Below are 15,816 nucleotides of genomic sequence, written 5' to 3' on the forward strand. Positions count from 1 at the left end.
GTTAAATTACTGTTAAATCTACTTAGGGTTGCGGTTGGGCAATTGCACGAACAGGTTTGTCTGTTTTTGGCTGACGGCAAAGCAAGTACAAATAGTACAAACAAATCCCGCCAATTAGGCTGATGATTATCCAAGAGAGCGCAGGGCGCTGCCACTCGATAGACTGTTGGTACAGCCAACCGCTTAATACATATCCTACGCTGCCAGAAATTGCCATACTGATTGCGTTAAAACCTAAATAGGCGCCACGCATTTTAGGATCAGTATGGTGGGCGATGGATTCTTGCAATGCAGGGTCTCCAATCACAATCCCTAAGGTAAAGACGACGAGCGCAGGCCATAATAGGTAAGCGGATGATGTCACACTCAGCATGAGTAATCCGGCAATCATTAGCCCCATGCCGGTTTGTAAGCGAGCATCACTAGCCCATCTGCCAATGCTCCATTTTGCGATTGGATATTGCAAAGAAAGGGTAAGGATGGTTTCTACCGTATACATCCAAGATACTGCTGTCTGCTGCCCGGTGATTCGAATCACCAGCAGCGGCATGGTCGACATCATTTGTAGCCATAAAAACCAGTAGCCAGAACCTAGTAGCGAAAAGCGGACAAACCACTTGTCTTGCCAGACCTTCTGAAGTCCGGATAGTAAATGCGCTTGTTTTACGCCCACTCTAAAGGGCGGTAAAAAGAAGGCGGTGAGAAGAGAGGCTAATAAGAATGCGGCGGCACCTGCGTAACAAACCCATTGAAAATTAACGACGAGCAACCAACCACCAAGTGCTGCGCCACCAGCCGTGCCGACGGTACTGAGGGTGCCCATTAGCGCATAAAATTTTGTCCGTTCATTGGCTCTGGTCAGTTTGACAATGACAGCACCTTTTGGTGAATCAAATAGCGCGCCACCTAATCCCGCAATGAGGCAGGCAAACCAAAGAGACCAAACCGATGTGGCATGTGCAAAGCACAGAAAAGAAACCGCACGAAGTGCTAGCCCACTTGTAATAAATGGCTTGGCACCCAAACGATCTGCCAGCGCGCCAGCAAAAACGGTAAGGCTTTGTTGGATACCTGTTCTTAGCCCTAACCCTACCGCGACAACCGTAGCTGACATGCCAAGTTGATTGACAAAATGGACGGTGAGAATCGGAAAAAGAATATAAAAACCAATAAACACCAACAAGTTATCAATGATAACTAGTTTTTGCATCCGCTTTCTTAGCGCATTTGGCAGGCTTTGTCTTAGTGTAGGGCGTTGCATCTTGATCAATCGGTCAGGTGGTGATGCTTGCCAGTCTAGGTGGGTTGTTAGATATAATCTATACCATTAACTGTTATAGATTCTATTAAGATTTGTTATGACTATTTCTATTGATGATCTGACCTTACTGCAAGAGGTGGCAAGTGCAGGTAGCTTTAGTAAGGCAGCTGCTAAACTGGGCTGCTCGCAACCCCAAATTAGCGTGCGGATTGGATTGTTAGAAACCTATTTTGGTGCGGTTTTATTTGAACGGCATCGTCGTGGGGTGAAAGCGACGCCTGCCTGTATGATGTTGCTGCCGCATGTGACAAAAGCATTGGCTCAAATCAATGATGGCAAACTGGCGGTGCAAGGTGCGCCAACCACACCAAGGATCACGATTGGCAGTTTGCCTTCTTTAGCGCACACCATGTTTTCTCCACTACTGGCCGCGCTTGCCGATGCGCCAATCGAAATTGCGTGTACCACTGGTGATACGAGCGAACTGTTAAAAGAGTTATTAGACGATACGGTTCAAGTTGGTTTTGTCTTAGATGCGCCTGCGGTTGCAGGGCTACAATTAGAAATGCTTTGGAAAAGCCCAATCATCTGTGTGGTGGCGGCAAGCCATCCGCTTGCGAATAGCAAGAATTTGAAACTAGCTGATATTGTGGGGTATCGCTTAGCCCCACAAGATTGGGACGATGAGTGCGATACGCTCATTGCCAGTATTTATCGGCTACGCACGGTAGCGATGCCACTGCACAAAGTGGCGCCAGCCAGTGCGGCAAGGGCATTGGTGATGGAGCAAGGGTTTGTGTCTTTTATGCCAGAAATCACCGTGATTCGAGAGTTAAATGCGGGGACGTTGGTTCGGTTAAATGTGACAGACTTACCAAAATGGTATTGGGAAATCATGATGGCGTATCGCCCAGGGAAGCTACAATCGCCTGCTAAAGCAATGTTACTAGAGGCAGCTAGGACATTAGCGAGAACATTAAGACCTGCAAATAGTCACGCAAATTAATGTTGGTTTTTACGAAATTGCCCCACTCAGTGCGAGATTCCGTTTGAGCGGGGCAGGGGTAGTGCAAAGAATGCCCAGTTATTGAGAGGCTGCCGCGGCACCAACTTTAGGGCTAAGATTAATGAATGGTGTTGCTTGTCCACTCACCTGAGGAAGTACTCCGTCCCATTTCTCAATTGCTTTTAGCTGAACGTATTCCTGACCACCTTGTGCGCGAATCGCTTCTGCTTGAATACGGATGGTTTCTGCTTCTGCTTTTGCCATCGTGATTTTTTGCTGCGCTTCAATTTCAATCCGCTGCAAATCGTTTTTCGCTTTTAGTGCATTTTGTTCTGCCGTTTGTTTCGCTTCAATCGCTGCATCAAAAGAGTGGCTGAAGGTGAAGTTAGTAATTTGTACCGCTTCTAACGCAATATTGTAATTACGCAATTGGGCGCGCAATTGGTTCTCAATGTCAGATTTGACATCATCCCGCTTGGCTAATAATTCTTCTGCTGAATACCGAGCGACGACGGCTTTGACCGATTCTTGAATACGTGGATCAATGACTTTGCCTTCTACATCTAAACCGACACGGCTATAGGTATCACGGAGCGCATCTGCATTTAAGTGATAGTTCAGCGCCACTTTAGTAGAGACGCGCTGCAAATCTCTTGTACCAGCATCGGCAGGGCTCTCCGCTTTTAATGTTCTGACATCAACAGGAATAATGGTATCGACGAAAGGGACCTTCATGTGTAGGCCTTCCGATTCAATATTTTGAATTTGACCAAAGCGTAGCAAGATACCTCTTTCGCCTTGATTAATTGTGTAAAAGCTAGCGTTGGCAACGATACCAATACAAACCGCTGCGATGATAATTGGTAGCTTACGACCAATCATTGCGCCTACTGCATTTGCCATAGTCCTTCTTCCTTTTCAGTATTTATCCGCTATAAGCAAATGTCATTTTGCCTGAAATTATATGTAAAGCAATGTTAAGCGTAGGGTTTTGTTTTACTTGATGAATGATCTGTTGTTATATAACATATGAACAACTATTCAATTGTTTGTTTGATAAATCATGCCAACTGATCAACATGTCGTCGTCCTTGCTGACTTATTTCGTTTACTAGGAGATAGTACGCGATTAAAAATTGTGCTGACCTGCCTAGAAGAGCCAGTTTCTGTTAGTAATATTGCAACCATCAACGGACTAAGTAATTCATTGGTGAGCCACCACCTGCGCTTATTGCGGGCGGCGAGGGTGCTAAAAGCGGAACGACAAGGGAAGTTGGTCTTTTATTCGGCGGCAGATCAGCATATTTCTGACATGTTAGCGGGGATGCTGACCCACATTGATGAACCAGATGAGGAGCATTGAAATGGGACATTCACACGATCACCAGCATGACCATGCGCATCATGATCACCATCATCATGAATTACCCAAAAAACTAGGTAAGGCGTTTGTATTGGCCATTGTGCTGAATACGCTGTTTGTCTTTGTCGAGTTTATTTATGGCTGGCTAGCCAATTCAGCCGCCTTAATGGCAGATGCTGGTCACAACTTATCCGATGTGCTTGGACTTTTGGTGGCGTGGGGCGCAACTTTTCTTGTGAAGAAAATCCCTGATTCACGTTATACCTACGGTTGGCGGGGCGCATCGATCATGGCGGCGTTACTCAATGCGGTGATTTTGCTGTTGGCTTGCGGCGCCATTTTGTGGGAAGCATTTGATCGCTTAATTTCGCCGCCAGTAGTCGCGAGTACAACGGTGATGGTCGTCGCTGCGATCGGGATTGTGATTAACGGATTTTCGGCTTGGTTATTTGCAAGCAATAGTGATCATGACATTAATATTCGTGGCGCCTATTTACATATGCTTGCGGATGCCTTGGTGTCGGTTGGCGTGGTGATTTCCGCATTTGGTATTTCGCTCACTGGCTGGAACCGGATTGATCCAATTCTAAGTGTGGTGATTGTGGCGGTGATAGTGAAGGGGACATGGAAGTTGCTGACAGAGTCGCTGCAAATGGCGATGCAATCTGTGCCCTTATCGATTGACCTAACTGAAGTCTCCTCCACGTTGGCCGCTCATCCTGGGGTTCGGCAAGTGTATGATTTACATGTTTGGCCGGTTAGTACAACGGAAGTAGCACTGACAGCAAAGCTAGTGATGCCGGATGGTGGCACAGACGAGGATATAAACCAGCTATCGTTACTAATGAAAAGCCACTTCCAAATCAGCCATGTAACGTTACAACTAGAGAGGACCTCTTTGTCTGCTCATTGTGTGTTTCATGAAGAAGGCCATTCGCATGACCATCAAGATGATGGGCATCATCCTACGCATGCCCATCACGCTCACTAGTGAAACATCTTACAAACGATATTGCTGCAATATCCGAATCTGATTATTGGCCAATTCATCAAGCATGCTTGCCGTTGCGGCGGTTTCTTCTGCCGCAGCACTGGCTTCTTCGGTCATTTGAGCGATCCGTTCAATGTTCACCGCAATATTATTACTTGCGACACTTTGCTCTTTAATGGCTGATGCAATGTCTTCTACGGTATCGGCTGTACTCATTGCAGAATGTCCAATCGCCTGAATCGCCGCATCTGCAGTGTCTGCTCTCGATACACTGCTATTCACAATTTCAACTGTGGCTTCCATTTGTTCTGCCGCATGTTGAGAGTGATGCTTCATCGTTTCAATCGTACTAGCAATTTCTTGTGTTGAAGTACGTGTGCGTTCAGCAAGCTTACGTACCTCATCCGCCACGACTGCAAACCCTCTACCTTGCTCACCTGCACGAGCAGCTTCAATCGCCGCGTTTAGCGCCAATAGGTTGGTTTGTTCCGCCACTTCTTTAATCACCGAAACCACTTGGCCGATTTGTACACTTTGCTCTTCTAATGCACGGATTGATCCTGCCGTATCTGTGACGGTCATCGCAATTTGCTTGATATCGGATACGGTGCTGCTGATGGTTCTAGAGCCTTTTTGTGCTTGATCACCGGCATTTCTGGCAAGCGACAATGAGCTTTCTGCTTGTTCTGACACATGGTTGATACTGACCGTCATCTCTTCAACGGTGGCAGCGACATTGGCAGAGGCTTCGCTTTGAGTATTACTTGATACAGAGACTTGATTGGCTGTGTCGCGCATTTGTCTTGCATTATTTGCTACTGAACGCGCTCCTTCCAAGATTTCCCCTAAATTCTTCTGCATATGAGAGAGCAATCGATTTAGCGACTCAACGGTTTCACCCACTTCGTCTTGTGAGTCTGATTTTGCACGTAGCGTAAAGTCGAGAGATGAGCTGACATTGCTCACTGTCGATTGCAGTGTTTTTAAACCTTGGGTAATGATGCGATACAACCGATAAGCAAAATATAGGGTTAGTACAAAAGCAAACACGACACCAATTGCAATCATGAGGATGGTAAAGTTTGCATCATAAATGGCGACGGCTTTATTCGTTTCAGCCAGTTTTTTATTGAATTCGATGTGTTCATTTAATGCCCCAATCACCGCCTTAATTTTTGGCGGGGCAACATTTGCTGCTATTTCTTTTGCGCCCGCCTGATCATTTGCTTTTGATTTGGCGAGGACTTGCTCTAACACCGCACGATAATCATTCACAGTTTGCATGTCTGCTTTGATTAACTTTTCATCATCCGTATTAGAAATTAATGAGTCTTTGTAAAAATTTAGATGCTTGTCTAATTGGTCATTCGCTGTTTTGATATTGGCTTCAAATGCAGATTTCTTCGCAGCATCTTCTGTCATGATGTGACTAAGAATGTTGGTGCGAACGGTGAGCAGTTCTGCTTTTGCTTCCTCTAAAGTGACCAGACTTGGGACCGTGTTATCCGAAAACTCAATGAGTAAGTGCTCGATTTTGTATGCAGATACTACGCCAGCAATCCCCACCAGTAAGAGTAAACCTAAGCTAATTCCAAAGGTGAAAATTGTCCTTGTTGCGATGCGCATAGCGCCCCCTTGCAAGATTGATCAAACAGAATGATGTGCCTTTATAAAACCCAGAGGGCATCTTTTATCCTTTATAGGAAATATGATGGATAACTTCAAGATGAACCTAGGGAAAATAACTGCTTTAGATCAATAGAAAGTAGAAAAAATGAATGTTGTTTTCTGTTGAATAAAAGATTGATAAGTGGCAAGGTTTTTAATCAAAAATAAACCATACTAAGTAAATATAGTGCTTAATAAGTTGTATGTGTTTTGCGCGTCGTTTATCGCAGATTGGGTAACTAATGTCCGAGTCATCAATTGACACGCTTATTTCATACCAAATGTTGGCGGCCTATGAATGGCTTGCGACACCGATGTGGTGTTTTGATGTCACGAATCAGAAAATGTATTGGGCAAATCGGTCTGCAGCCGCCATTTGGAATGCATCAGATGTAAATGACTTGCTTCAACGAGATTTCTCTGACTTATCAGAAACATCAAAAACAAGATTACGCGCAGATCACCAAACTCATTTAAGTGGTAAAACCACCAAAGAACAATGGACTTTATATCCCAATGGACAACCCATGACGGTGAGCGCTCATGGGTTTAGCGTGTTATTACCTGACGGTGCGATTGGGTTGATATACGAAGGTATTTTATTAAGTAATGCGGCAGACCCTAGTACTTTAAGAGGGATAGAGGCCGTGCAGTACACACGGCTAAACATTGCGCTTTTTGATTCTGCTGGCCGTTGCATGATGAAAAATCCTTCCGCAGTGAGATCATTTGGCGTGCTGGGTGAGTCATCTGCATATGATCAGTTGGCGGGATTCTTTCTAAACCAAGCAGATGCAGATGCAACCCTGCAACAATTAAATAAACAAAAAGACTATTCTGCAGAAGCTATTTTAAATACCCAAATGGGACCTATTTGGCATGGGTTTGATTTTCGTTGGGTCACCGATCCGGTTTCTGGTCAGCCTGCTATTCAAATGAATGCATGGGATATCTCTGAACTGAAGGCCGCAGAAATAGCTCTTCGCCAAGCCAAAGAGGCTGCAGAGGCTGCCAACCACGCGAAAAGCCGATTTTTAGCAACGATGTCACATGAAATCCGTACCCCAATGAATGGCGTATTGGGAATGGCTCAACTCTTATTGCACCAGCAACTCACAGAAGAAGAGTGCAAATCTTACGCAAAAGTGATTTTGTCTTCAGGACAAACACTATTAGCGCTGCTAAACGATATCTTGGATCTGTCGAAAGTTGAGTCTGGCCAAATGGCGTTAGAAGAAGTGTCATTTGATATGACAAAACTCATGCACGAGACTATTCGAATTTTTCATGATGGTATTCAGCAAAAAGGCTTAACACTAACCTGTCAATGGAGCGGCCCACAGGGGTATCAATACAAAGGAGATATCACCCGCATTCGACAGATGTTATCGAACTTAATTGGTAATGCCCTAAAGTTTACGCATACCGGTTTTATTCGCATTGAAGGACACGAATTAACAGCAGATGATGAAGAGGCGCTTATTGAAATATCCGTACGTGATAGCGGTATTGGTTTAACCGCAGAACAATGTGCCATGTTGTTTCAGCCGTTTTCGCAAGCAGACTCCTCTACCACCCGTAAATATGGTGGAACCGGGCTTGGCTTATCCATTGTGAAAAACATGGCAAAGCAAATGCAAGGCGATGTCGGCGTAGAAAGCGAAGAGGGTAAGGGGTCTCGTTTTTGGTTTTGTATCCGTCTAAAAAGAATGGAAAGTGAAGAGAACCTTATTACGACAGAGAATGAATCACTCGTTAACGCAGTGGCTAATGTAGATGAAGTAGACGATGTGACGAATCGAACCATCTTGCTGGTTGAAGATAATCCGGTAAATCGCTTAGTCATTAAAACCATGTTGGAAAAAGAAGGTTTTCAGGTGATTTGTGCAGAAGATGGGCAAATTGCAGTCAACCGCATTAACAACCATGAGGTGTTTGATGCGGTGCTGATGGATTGCCAAATGCCCGTGATGGATGGGTTTGAAGCAACAAAACAGATTCGATTATTTGAAGCAATGAATCATCTTCCGCGACACCCCATTATTGCCTTAACCGCTGATGCGTTTAAAGAAGATAGAGAACATTGTTTATCCGTTGGGATGGATGATTACTTGGCAAAACCAGTCAAAATTGATGTGCTAATTCATACCATCAGCAAATGGCTAACTCAACTTAACGGATGAAACTAAGAGATGCTCATTGCTAGGGTATAATCATCGGTTAGATAGATAGGAAAACTGCATGCGCTACGACCGAGAAAGACTCCCAGACTTTGTAAAAGTCTATAAAACCGATAGTTTACATCCAAGGAATTTGCACCAAGCTCGCTATCCAATGGATGACTTGGTCGCTGCTGTTCCGGCATTAGAAGCATTTGTTAGACCTAATCCACTGGGTGAGTCGACGATTGATTTCACCGATGCCGTGGCGGTTAAAACGCTAAACCAAGCCTTATTGAAACACTATTATCAGGTCGATTACTGGGATATCCCACCAGGCTTTTTATGCCCGCCGATTCCTGGACGAGTGGATTATCTGCATTGTTTGGCAGACCTGATCAAATACCCTGATGAACCGATTAAAGGCCAGCCTGCACCACATATTTTAGATATTGGCACCGGTGCAAACCTGATTTACCCACTATTGGGGCATCAAGTGTATGGATGGCATTTTGTGGGGAGCGATATTGATAAACTAGCGCTTCGTAACGCCAAGTTTATTCTGGAAGCTAACCCCAAGATCACCAAGCATGTCGATTTGCGTCAGCAGAAATATACCGAATCGGTACTAGATGGCGTGATCCGTGGCAGTGACCGTTTTGCGGCTGTGATGTGTAACCCGCCATTCCATGCTTCTGAAGAAGAGGCCAATGAAGTGGCGAGCGAAAAATGGCGTAAATTGGGTAAGCAACCCAACCGACGTGCCGGCGCCAATATTCCACCGGTGCTCAACTTTGGTGGTCAGTCGAATGAATTGTGGTGCCCTGGTGGTGAAAAGCAATTCCTTGAGCGCATGATTATGGAAAGCCCGCATTTTGCTCGCCAATGTGGTTGGTTTACTTCTCTGATTTCTAGCAAAGAAACCTTGCCTGGGCTTTGCCATTTGCTAAGAAAAGAAGGTGCCACGAAGGTACTGGTGATTGAAATGAAGCAAGGTCAAAAAACCAGCCGGATGCTTGCTTGGCAGTTTGAAGACAGCATGCCGCTTTATTGGGATGCAGAGCAGCCTGCAGAGGAGTCAGCGGATTAAGCAAAAAAAACGCCACCCGGAGGGAAATAAATCCGGATGGCGCGAGCCCCAACAACTTCAACTACAAACTTTGATAACTGGTTTAAAAACGCTTACAGCGCTGAAAATCCGTTATCGACAAACAAATGGGTGCCATTGACAAAGCTGGCATCGTCAGACGCGAGGAATAGGGCAGCTTTGGCGACTTCTGCTGGTTCGCACAAGCGGCCTTGCTGCTGAACAATGGCTTCTTCGCTGACATCTACGCCCATCGCTTGCAAATCTTCCAACTCTTTAATGCCATGTGGTGTACGGATAAAGCCTGGTGCAACCGCATTACATCGAATTCCGCGGTCGCGATATTCGATGGCAATGGCTCGCGCAAACATGTGGCAAGCTCCTTTCGTTGCGTCGTATAGCACTTCGCCTGGTGTGGCGCAGACGGCAGAAATGGAAGAGGTACAAACAATGCTACCTTTTCCTTTTCTGAGCATCTGCGGCAGCACGGCTTGCGTCATCAAGAACATGCTTTTGACGTTAACGCCCATTAGCCAATCCCATTCACTTTCTAGAATCTCTAGAAAGGGTTTGACGATTAGCGTACCCGCATGGTTAAACAGAATATCTGCATCGCCATAGCGCGCATGGATAGCGGCCACTGCTTCGTTGACTTCCGCTTTCTTGGAGACATCGGCATAGTAGGCACTGGCCGCACCGCCTTCATCACGGATTTCTGCTGCTAAGGTTTGTGCCATCTCTAAGTTGCGATCAATAATGGCAACCGTGGCACCTTCTTTTGCAAACAGGCTGGCAGCGGCGGCGCCGCAACCGCTGGCGCCTCCACTGATCAGGGCCACTTTACCGGCGAGTTTTCCTGGGATACTAGACATCTGTTTCTTTCACCTAATTAACGTCTGAATTAACGCTTTGATTCATAAGCCAACTTACCTTCAGAAAATCCGACTTTTTCGGTATCTAAATGCAGTTGTTTGTTACGGTTGATTAGGTAATACAGCACGCCTGGGATAATCAGTGCTGGCATCCAAGAGATGTCTGTACCAACGATCTTGTCGATTGGGCCTTTGTAGAAAGACAGTTCCATGAATGGAATTTGAGCGATGATGGATACACCGTAGATCGCTAGGGTGTTCCAGTTCACTTTGCCGTAGATGCTGTTTACATCGTACATCGCTGGCACACTGTAGTTACCTTTGCGGATAAGATAGTAATCAACCAAGTTGATCGCACTCCAAGGCACAAGCACATACACTTGGCCAATCAGAATATCGCTAAAGTAAGCACCAAAGTTGTATTGGGCGGCGATGGCAATCCAAGTAACAATCGCTGCAACAATCGCCATGATGATGAACTTGGTCATCATGCCAATACGTTGTGCGCCTTTGAAGCCGGTAAAGATGGTGGTGGTAGACATGTACGAGCTGTACAGGTTCATCACGTTCCAACCTAGTACACCGATAATGATGACGTAGTAGGCTAGTTGTTTGTGCCCAGGGAACAGATTTGCAATCGCACTACCTGGATCGGTAATTACATCCATTGCTGCAGCGGCCATAATGGCACCTAGCAGCATCACTACACCAGAACCGACAACAATTCCCAGATAGCTGTACCAGAAAGTTTCTTTGGTAGAAATATTGCTAGGCAGGTAGCGTGAGTAGTCTGCTACATAAGGACCTGCACCGAGTGTCCAAGATGCTGCTTGTGTCACTACCAAGGCAAAAGTCGCAAATTTGAAGGTATGTGCAGAGACTTCCCATACACCTGCGGGTAGTCCTTTTTGTAGCACAATGTAAGCTGCCATGATGAAGAGCACGCAAGAAAATGCACTCATCCACGCACCAAGTCTGTGAATCAGTTCATAGCCAATAAAGCCTACGATTAGCGTCAGTACACCAAACAGGATAATCGCGTTATTGTCGGATACAGGAACTACCGCTTTGATCGAGTCACGCATCACGACACCGTTTGCAGCGGTAAACAAGATGTAAGCAAGTACCACAATGCCCAGAGGAACGCCTGCACCAATCACACCAAACTGCGCGCGGCTTTGAATCATTTGTGGGATGCCCAGATGAGGGCCTTGTGCAGAGTGGGCGGCCATAAAGATGGAGCCGATCAAGTTACCCAAAATCAGACCAATGAATGTCCAGCCTAGGTTTAATCCTGCCACAATACCTAGTGCACCAATCACCATGGTGGTCACTTGCATGTTGGCACTACACCAAATGGTAAATAGGCGCTTGGCAGAGCCATAACGTTCATTTTCTGGAATGAACTCAATACTTCTATTTTCGATATCCATGCTCTCTCCCGTGCGGATGTCTCAAATACGTTGATAAATGTGCTTCGTGAATTTTGCTTAAAGAACGTACATCTTTTAGATGACCTATTGGTCGATGAAAATTTAGGTGAAGCAAGTAGAGGGCACTATCAGATTTTGGCAAGCGACAAAAAAAAGACATTGAATTGATCGTTTTAACGAGTGATTGGACATTAATCGTCATACGGTTGACATCAATATGTGATCTCACCAATCATGTCGGTGTGAGAAAACTGGTTTCTCATTTGTTCTGATTGGGTTCACTGCATGCCACTCGTAGAAAATTTAACGGCTCTCGCTCGTCGCGCTTCGTACGTGGTGAGCAAAAATTTAGAAGAGCAGGCGTTGCAATTTACAGATTGGCATTTGCAATACAAGCAAATTTCCTCTGGACGATTTAAAGGTGCTTCCGCCATCACGCAACTCAGTGGGGTGAGAATTCATGTGGAGGCACTTAACACCCGCATTTTGCAAAAAGGGGGAGTGCCAGAGGGTACGATTGCCGTTGGTATTCCATTAGAGTTAGAAGGCCCTGCCAATATTTGCGGTGAACAAAGCAGCAAAGATACGCTGCATGTTTTTTCTTGTTTCTCTGACTTTGAGTTTGTCTCTCCTGAAAAACATCTCGTTGCGAATATCGAACTAGAAACAAAAGCATTGTGTTCTACGGAAAACCAACTCCTAGCTAAGCAACTGCAGACCAGTTTGAGTGCGCCCGCTATTTTGTTGCAACCAGACGCTGCCACTCAACTTCGTAATATGATTCAGCAGATTAGTAAAATCAGTGCGGAATTACCGGTGCATGACATGGCGCTGCAAGCCTCTTGGCAATCACAATTAGAGCGCCGAGTGATGTTTGGTTTACTTGAATCCATCACCACGTCTAGCGATGCAATCAAAGAAGACCTTAAGCTGCGGAAAAGCTGGCAAGTTGTTAAACAAGTAGAGCGATTATTAGAAAATCCTGAAACTTGCGTGACATCCATTGCTGAACTTTGCGTTGCCTTGCATCTAAGTAGACGCACCATCCAATATGCTTTTGAGTACGCTATAGGGATGAACCCCGTAAGCTATCTAAGGGCCGTACGGTTAAACCATGTCAGAGCAGATCTCTTAAATGGAGAGTCCGTTACTTTTGCGGCAACGCAGTGGGGATTTTTACATCTTAGTGCGTTCGCGCAAGACTACTACAAGCTATTTGGCGAACTACCTTCCATCACCCAAAAGAAATTTAAGTAATTTCTTTCTCTAGCTTGCCAACTTCGGTGGGCGATGTGAACAGAAATAACTACCCGCCACAATCAGCAAGGCGCCAATGTAAAAGGGCGCTGCTGGTGGGGCGGAAAAGAAAATCCACGCAAGCATGGCTGCCCACAGCAATTGACTATAAGAAAAGGGCGCGAGTCTGGCTACATTTCCCATTCGATAACACAAAATCGAAATGCCCTGCGCGGCGGTAACTAGCATCCCCATGATTAATTCGTCCCACCCTAGGATGACCTTGGGGATCGGTTCGGCAGCTGCTAAAAGTGTAATGGCGGCTAAGCCAATAAAAAATGTCCAATTTAACGTCACTAATCCACCATCACTATCGCTTAGCCGTTTGGTGATGAGTACCGCAATGGCCCAACATAACGCGGAGGCTAATGGCAGAAGGATGACAAGCCCGCCAGCAGATAACTGCGGTGGGGAGATAATCATGGCGCCAGCAAAACCCGCTGCCACGCCTAACCAGCCTTTTAAGCTCACATGTTCTTTCTGGAAAAAGAAGGCAAGGATAACAATGAGAATAGGCGCTAAAAAGAAGATTGCCGTGGCATCTGCCATATTCATTAATGGAAGGGCGGTGATAAAGAAAATAGCAGAGCCCAATACGGCTAGGCCACGTAATGACTGTAAGATGGGGTGTTGGCTTTTAAAAGAAAGACGTAACCCTCTTTTGGGGACGACCAATAATAGGAGCAAACAAGGCACCGCATAACGCATCCATACCAGTTGAAACGCGCCATATTCCGCGCCTAGTTTTTTTGAGTACACATCCGACATTGCAAAACAAAAGGTTGAAATGACTAAAAGGAGGATGTTCATCCTACGTTTCCTTGGTGCGCTGGTGCGATGTTTTTAGGTTGGCGCAGGCATAAATAGCTACCCGCTAAAATAAATGCCGATCCTATCCAAAAGCTTTTATCCGGCATTTCTGTAAAGAATATCCACGCGGCAACGACAGACCAAAACATTTGAATATAGGAAAGCGGTGCTAAGCGGGAAACATTCCCAATACTATAACTGAGAATAATTAAGAACTGACCAATGGTAGATAGCCCACCCATGAGGATTTCTTGAGCGCCAATCTTTGAAATTGTAATTGGATTACCGATTAAAATGGCCGTTGAAATAATAAAGCCAATTAAAAATGTCCAATTTAGTGTGATGGTACTGCTGTCCACTCCACCTAAACGGCGTGTGAATAAGACGGCTAACGCCCAGCATAAGGCAGAGCTTGCTGGGAATAACATGGCAATGTTGCCACCAGCAAAACTTGGCGGAGAGATCACAAGCGCGCCGCCAAAGCTAATCACGACTCCTATCCATGCGAGCCAAGTGACTTTTTCCCGATAAAACACGAAAGCCAAAATCACAATGAGCACCGGCGATAAAAAGGCGATGGCTGTCGCATCGCCTATGTTCATCCGTTTCAGGCTCATGATAAATAGGATTGCAGATGCCAAAATGGCAAAGCCCCGCATAATTTGCATGCGGTAATTACTACTACCGAATGATTTTTTGAAGCCAGATCTGAGCAATAAGCAAGGCAGAATCAAAAAGGGAATGGCGTAACGCATCCAGACTAATTGCAATGCATCGTAATGCTGTCCTAGTTGTTTTGCGTAGGCGTCTGATAGTGCAAAACAGAGAGAGGCGATCACCAATAGGATAATGTTCATTTACTGCTAGCTTTCTACTCTGGTATCGGCAGGCAAGATGACTTCTTGCGCATTTCTGTGGCGGATAAGTTGTATTCTTTTCTAAATGCTTTAGAGAAGTGAGAGCTAGAGATAAACCCTGTTTCCTGTGCGATGTGATTGACCGAATAGTCTGTGTTTAGCAGGTACTTTAACGCGAGGTTGAGTCTAGCCTTTAGCGAGTAAGCCGTTGGGGTAATGTTGGTTTCTGCTAAAAATAAGCGTTCTAGTTGTCTGGTGCTGAGGTCGATCCGTTTGGCGATGGCGTCAATTGGTAAGGGGTCTTTCAGGTTCTTTTCAATGATGCTCATCGCTGATTTCACGTAAGGGTTATTGACCCGATTCACGAGAATAGGAGACGGTTGTTTGTTTTTTCCATCTGGCTTGACGTCTTCAATCATAATGCGAAGCGATTTTTCGGCAATTTCTCTGCCGTAATGTAGCGCAATGAGGTGCGCGGCTAACTGTGCAACCCCCACACCTCCTGCACAAGAGTACAAGTGGCGATCATGGATATAGAGTTGATCACAAGACGCATCGACTAACGGGTATTCGTGCTTAAAGTGATTAATGTGAAACCAGTTTACACTCACCTGAAAACCATTAATCAGCTGTTCTTTCGCTAACAGAAACGTACCTGTGCATAACGCCACCATTGGCGTTTTCTGAATAAAGTGATGCTTCATAAAGCGGGTAAGATCTTCATCTAAATGAAGATGCGAGCGTAAAACGCCCCCCACCACAATCAAATAGTCATAATGCACTTCACTATCTAGCTTGGCAGTAGGCAGTACTTCAATGCCCGTACTCGATTTGATGTAATGACCATTCGGGGAAATCACATCCCACTTAAAACGAATTTGCCTACTGGCATCTCCATCGTCTGATGCTAGACGAAACGCATCTAAGAAGTTCGAGAAAGCACTTAGCGTAAACTCTGGCGCCAGGATAAATCCGAGAGAAATAGGGGCTTGTTTCATGGTTTCTCTACTATC

General features: G+C 45.4%; 14 protein-coding genes. 6 read left to right on the plus strand and 8 right to left on the minus strand.

All coding sequences use genetic code 11. The annotated features are described in order from the left end of the window. Positions 1 to 22 precede the first annotated feature (22 nt). Positions 23 to 1,210, minus strand: a complete 1,188-nt coding sequence (locus LIN78_RS00670) for an MFS transporter (protein ID WP_227177478.1) — start codon at positions 1,208 to 1,210, stop codon at positions 23 to 25. Between the two features lie 148 nt (positions 1,211 to 1,358). Between LIN78_RS00670 and LIN78_RS00675 the strand changes: the two genes are divergently transcribed. Next, on the plus strand, positions 1,359 to 2,267 hold the full coding sequence (locus LIN78_RS00675) for a LysR family transcriptional regulator (protein ID WP_227177480.1): 909 nt from the start codon (positions 1,359 to 1,361) through the stop codon (positions 2,265 to 2,267). Positions 2,268 to 2,345: 78 nt separating this feature from the next. On the opposite strand, the gene LIN78_RS00680 is transcribed toward LIN78_RS00675, so the two are convergent. Next, positions 2,346 to 3,170: a prohibitin family protein gene (locus LIN78_RS00680; protein WP_227177482.1), complete on the minus strand. Its 825-nt coding sequence runs from the start codon at positions 3,168 to 3,170 to the stop codon at positions 2,346 to 2,348. A gap of 160 nt (positions 3,171 to 3,330) precedes the next feature. On the opposite strand from LIN78_RS00680, the gene LIN78_RS00685 reads away from it, so the two are divergent. Both LIN78_RS00685 and LIN78_RS00690 read left to right on the plus strand, forming a co-directional pair. Further along, positions 3,331 to 3,630: an ArsR/SmtB family transcription factor gene (locus LIN78_RS00685; protein ID WP_227177483.1), complete on the plus strand. Its 300-nt coding sequence runs from the start codon at positions 3,331 to 3,333 to the stop codon at positions 3,628 to 3,630. A 1-nt stretch (position 3,631) separates the two neighbouring features. Then, on the plus strand, positions 3,632 to 4,621 hold the full coding sequence (locus LIN78_RS00690; protein ID WP_227177485.1) for a cation diffusion facilitator family transporter: 990 nt from the start codon (positions 3,632 to 3,634) through the stop codon (positions 4,619 to 4,621). Between the two features lie 9 nt (positions 4,622 to 4,630). Here the strand turns inward: LIN78_RS00690 and LIN78_RS00695 are convergent, their stop codons facing one another. Continuing rightward, positions 4,631 to 6,247: a methyl-accepting chemotaxis protein gene (locus LIN78_RS00695; RefSeq protein ID WP_227177487.1), complete on the minus strand. Its 1,617-nt coding sequence runs from the start codon at positions 6,245 to 6,247 to the stop codon at positions 4,631 to 4,633. Positions 6,248 to 6,531: 284 nt separating this feature from the next. On the opposite strand from LIN78_RS00695, the gene LIN78_RS00700 reads away from it, so the two are divergent. Further along, on the plus strand, positions 6,532 to 8,472 hold the full coding sequence (locus LIN78_RS00700; protein ID WP_227177489.1) for an ATP-binding protein: 1,941 nt from the start codon (positions 6,532 to 6,534) through the stop codon (positions 8,470 to 8,472). Between the two features lie 58 nt (positions 8,473 to 8,530). Further along, complete coding sequence (gene rlmF, locus LIN78_RS00705) at positions 8,531 to 9,538, plus strand: 23S rRNA (adenine(1618)-N(6))-methyltransferase RlmF (protein ID WP_227177491.1); 1,008 nt, start codon at positions 8,531 to 8,533, stop codon at positions 9,536 to 9,538. A 92-nt stretch (positions 9,539 to 9,630) separates the two neighbouring features. Here rlmF and LIN78_RS00710 read toward each other — a convergent pair whose 3' ends face one another. Beyond that, entirely contained in the window at positions 9,631 to 10,407 is a 777-nt protein-coding gene (locus LIN78_RS00710) for an SDR family NAD(P)-dependent oxidoreductase (protein ID WP_227177493.1), read from the minus strand. 29 nt (positions 10,408 to 10,436) lie between these two features. Then, complete coding sequence (locus LIN78_RS00715) at positions 10,437 to 11,840, minus strand: purine-cytosine permease family protein (RefSeq protein ID WP_227177495.1); 1,404 nt, start codon at positions 11,838 to 11,840, stop codon at positions 10,437 to 10,439. Positions 11,841 to 12,125: 285 nt separating this feature from the next. Between LIN78_RS00715 and LIN78_RS00720 the strand changes: the two genes are divergently transcribed. Continuing rightward, positions 12,126 to 13,097 carry a helix-turn-helix domain-containing protein gene (locus LIN78_RS00720; RefSeq protein WP_227177497.1) on the plus strand — a complete coding sequence of 324 codons (972 nt, stop codon included), beginning with the start codon at positions 12,126 to 12,128 and terminating at the stop codon, positions 13,095 to 13,097. A 9-nt stretch (positions 13,098 to 13,106) separates the two neighbouring features. On the opposite strand, the gene LIN78_RS00725 is transcribed toward LIN78_RS00720, so the two are convergent. From LIN78_RS00725 to LIN78_RS00735, 3 genes are read right to left on the minus strand one after another with little or no spacing between them, the layout of a single operon-like run. After that, positions 13,107 to 13,946, minus strand: coding sequence for a DMT family transporter (locus LIN78_RS00725; protein WP_227177499.1), 840 nt, complete (start codon positions 13,944 to 13,946; stop codon positions 13,107 to 13,109). Next, complete coding sequence (locus LIN78_RS00730; RefSeq protein WP_227177501.1) at positions 13,943 to 14,803, minus strand: DMT family transporter; 861 nt, start codon at positions 14,801 to 14,803, stop codon at positions 13,943 to 13,945. The genes LIN78_RS00725 and LIN78_RS00730 overlap by 4 nt, the downstream gene beginning before the upstream one ends. A 14-nt stretch (positions 14,804 to 14,817) precedes the next feature. Then, entirely contained in the window at positions 14,818 to 15,801 is a 984-nt protein-coding gene (locus LIN78_RS00735) for a GlxA family transcriptional regulator (protein ID WP_227177502.1), read from the minus strand. Between the last annotated feature and the right edge of the window lie 15 nt (positions 15,802 to 15,816).

This window comes from Leeia speluncae, from assembly GCF_020564625.1.
Taxonomy (GTDB): Bacteria; Pseudomonadota; Gammaproteobacteria; order Burkholderiales; family Leeiaceae; genus Leeia; species Leeia speluncae.

Excerpts from the sequence above, each read along its gene's own strand:
- LIN78_RS00695 (WP_227177487.1), bottom strand. The coding sequence starts at position 6,247 with ATGCGCATCGCAACAAGGACAATTTTCACCTTTGGAATTAGCTTAGGT.
- LIN78_RS00720 (WP_227177497.1), top strand. The coding sequence starts at position 12,126 with ATGCCACTCGTAGAAAATTTAACGGCTCTCGCTCGTCGCGCTTCGTAC.
- LIN78_RS00680 (WP_227177482.1), bottom strand. The coding sequence starts at position 3,170 with ATGGCAAATGCAGTAGGCGCAATGATTGGTCGTAAGCTACCAATTATC.
- LIN78_RS00715 (WP_227177495.1), bottom strand. The coding sequence starts at position 11,840 with ATGGATATCGAAAATAGAAGTATTGAGTTCATTCCAGAAAATGAACGT.
- rlmF (WP_227177491.1), top strand. The coding sequence starts at position 8,531 with ATGCGCTACGACCGAGAAAGACTCCCAGACTTTGTAAAAGTCTATAAA.
- LIN78_RS00690 (WP_227177485.1), top strand. The coding sequence starts at position 3,632 with ATGGGACATTCACACGATCACCAGCATGACCATGCGCATCATGATCAC.
- LIN78_RS00670 (WP_227177478.1), bottom strand. The coding sequence starts at position 1,210 with ATGCAAAAACTAGTTATCATTGATAACTTGTTGGTGTTTATTGGTTTT.
- LIN78_RS00710 (WP_227177493.1), bottom strand. The coding sequence starts at position 10,407 with ATGTCTAGTATCCCAGGAAAACTCGCCGGTAAAGTGGCCCTGATCAGT.
- LIN78_RS00685 (WP_227177483.1), top strand. The coding sequence starts at position 3,331 with ATGCCAACTGATCAACATGTCGTCGTCCTTGCTGACTTATTTCGTTTA.
- LIN78_RS00675 (WP_227177480.1), top strand. The coding sequence starts at position 1,359 with ATGACTATTTCTATTGATGATCTGACCTTACTGCAAGAGGTGGCAAGT.
- LIN78_RS00700 (WP_227177489.1), top strand. The coding sequence starts at position 6,532 with ATGTCCGAGTCATCAATTGACACGCTTATTTCATACCAAATGTTGGCG.
- LIN78_RS00735 (WP_227177502.1), bottom strand. The coding sequence starts at position 15,801 with ATGAAACAAGCCCCTATTTCTCTCGGATTTATCCTGGCGCCAGAGTTT.
- LIN78_RS00730 (WP_227177501.1), bottom strand. The coding sequence starts at position 14,803 with ATGAACATTATCCTATTGGTGATCGCCTCTCTCTGTTTTGCACTATCA.
- LIN78_RS00725 (WP_227177499.1), bottom strand. The coding sequence starts at position 13,946 with ATGAACATCCTCCTTTTAGTCATTTCAACCTTTTGTTTTGCAATGTCG.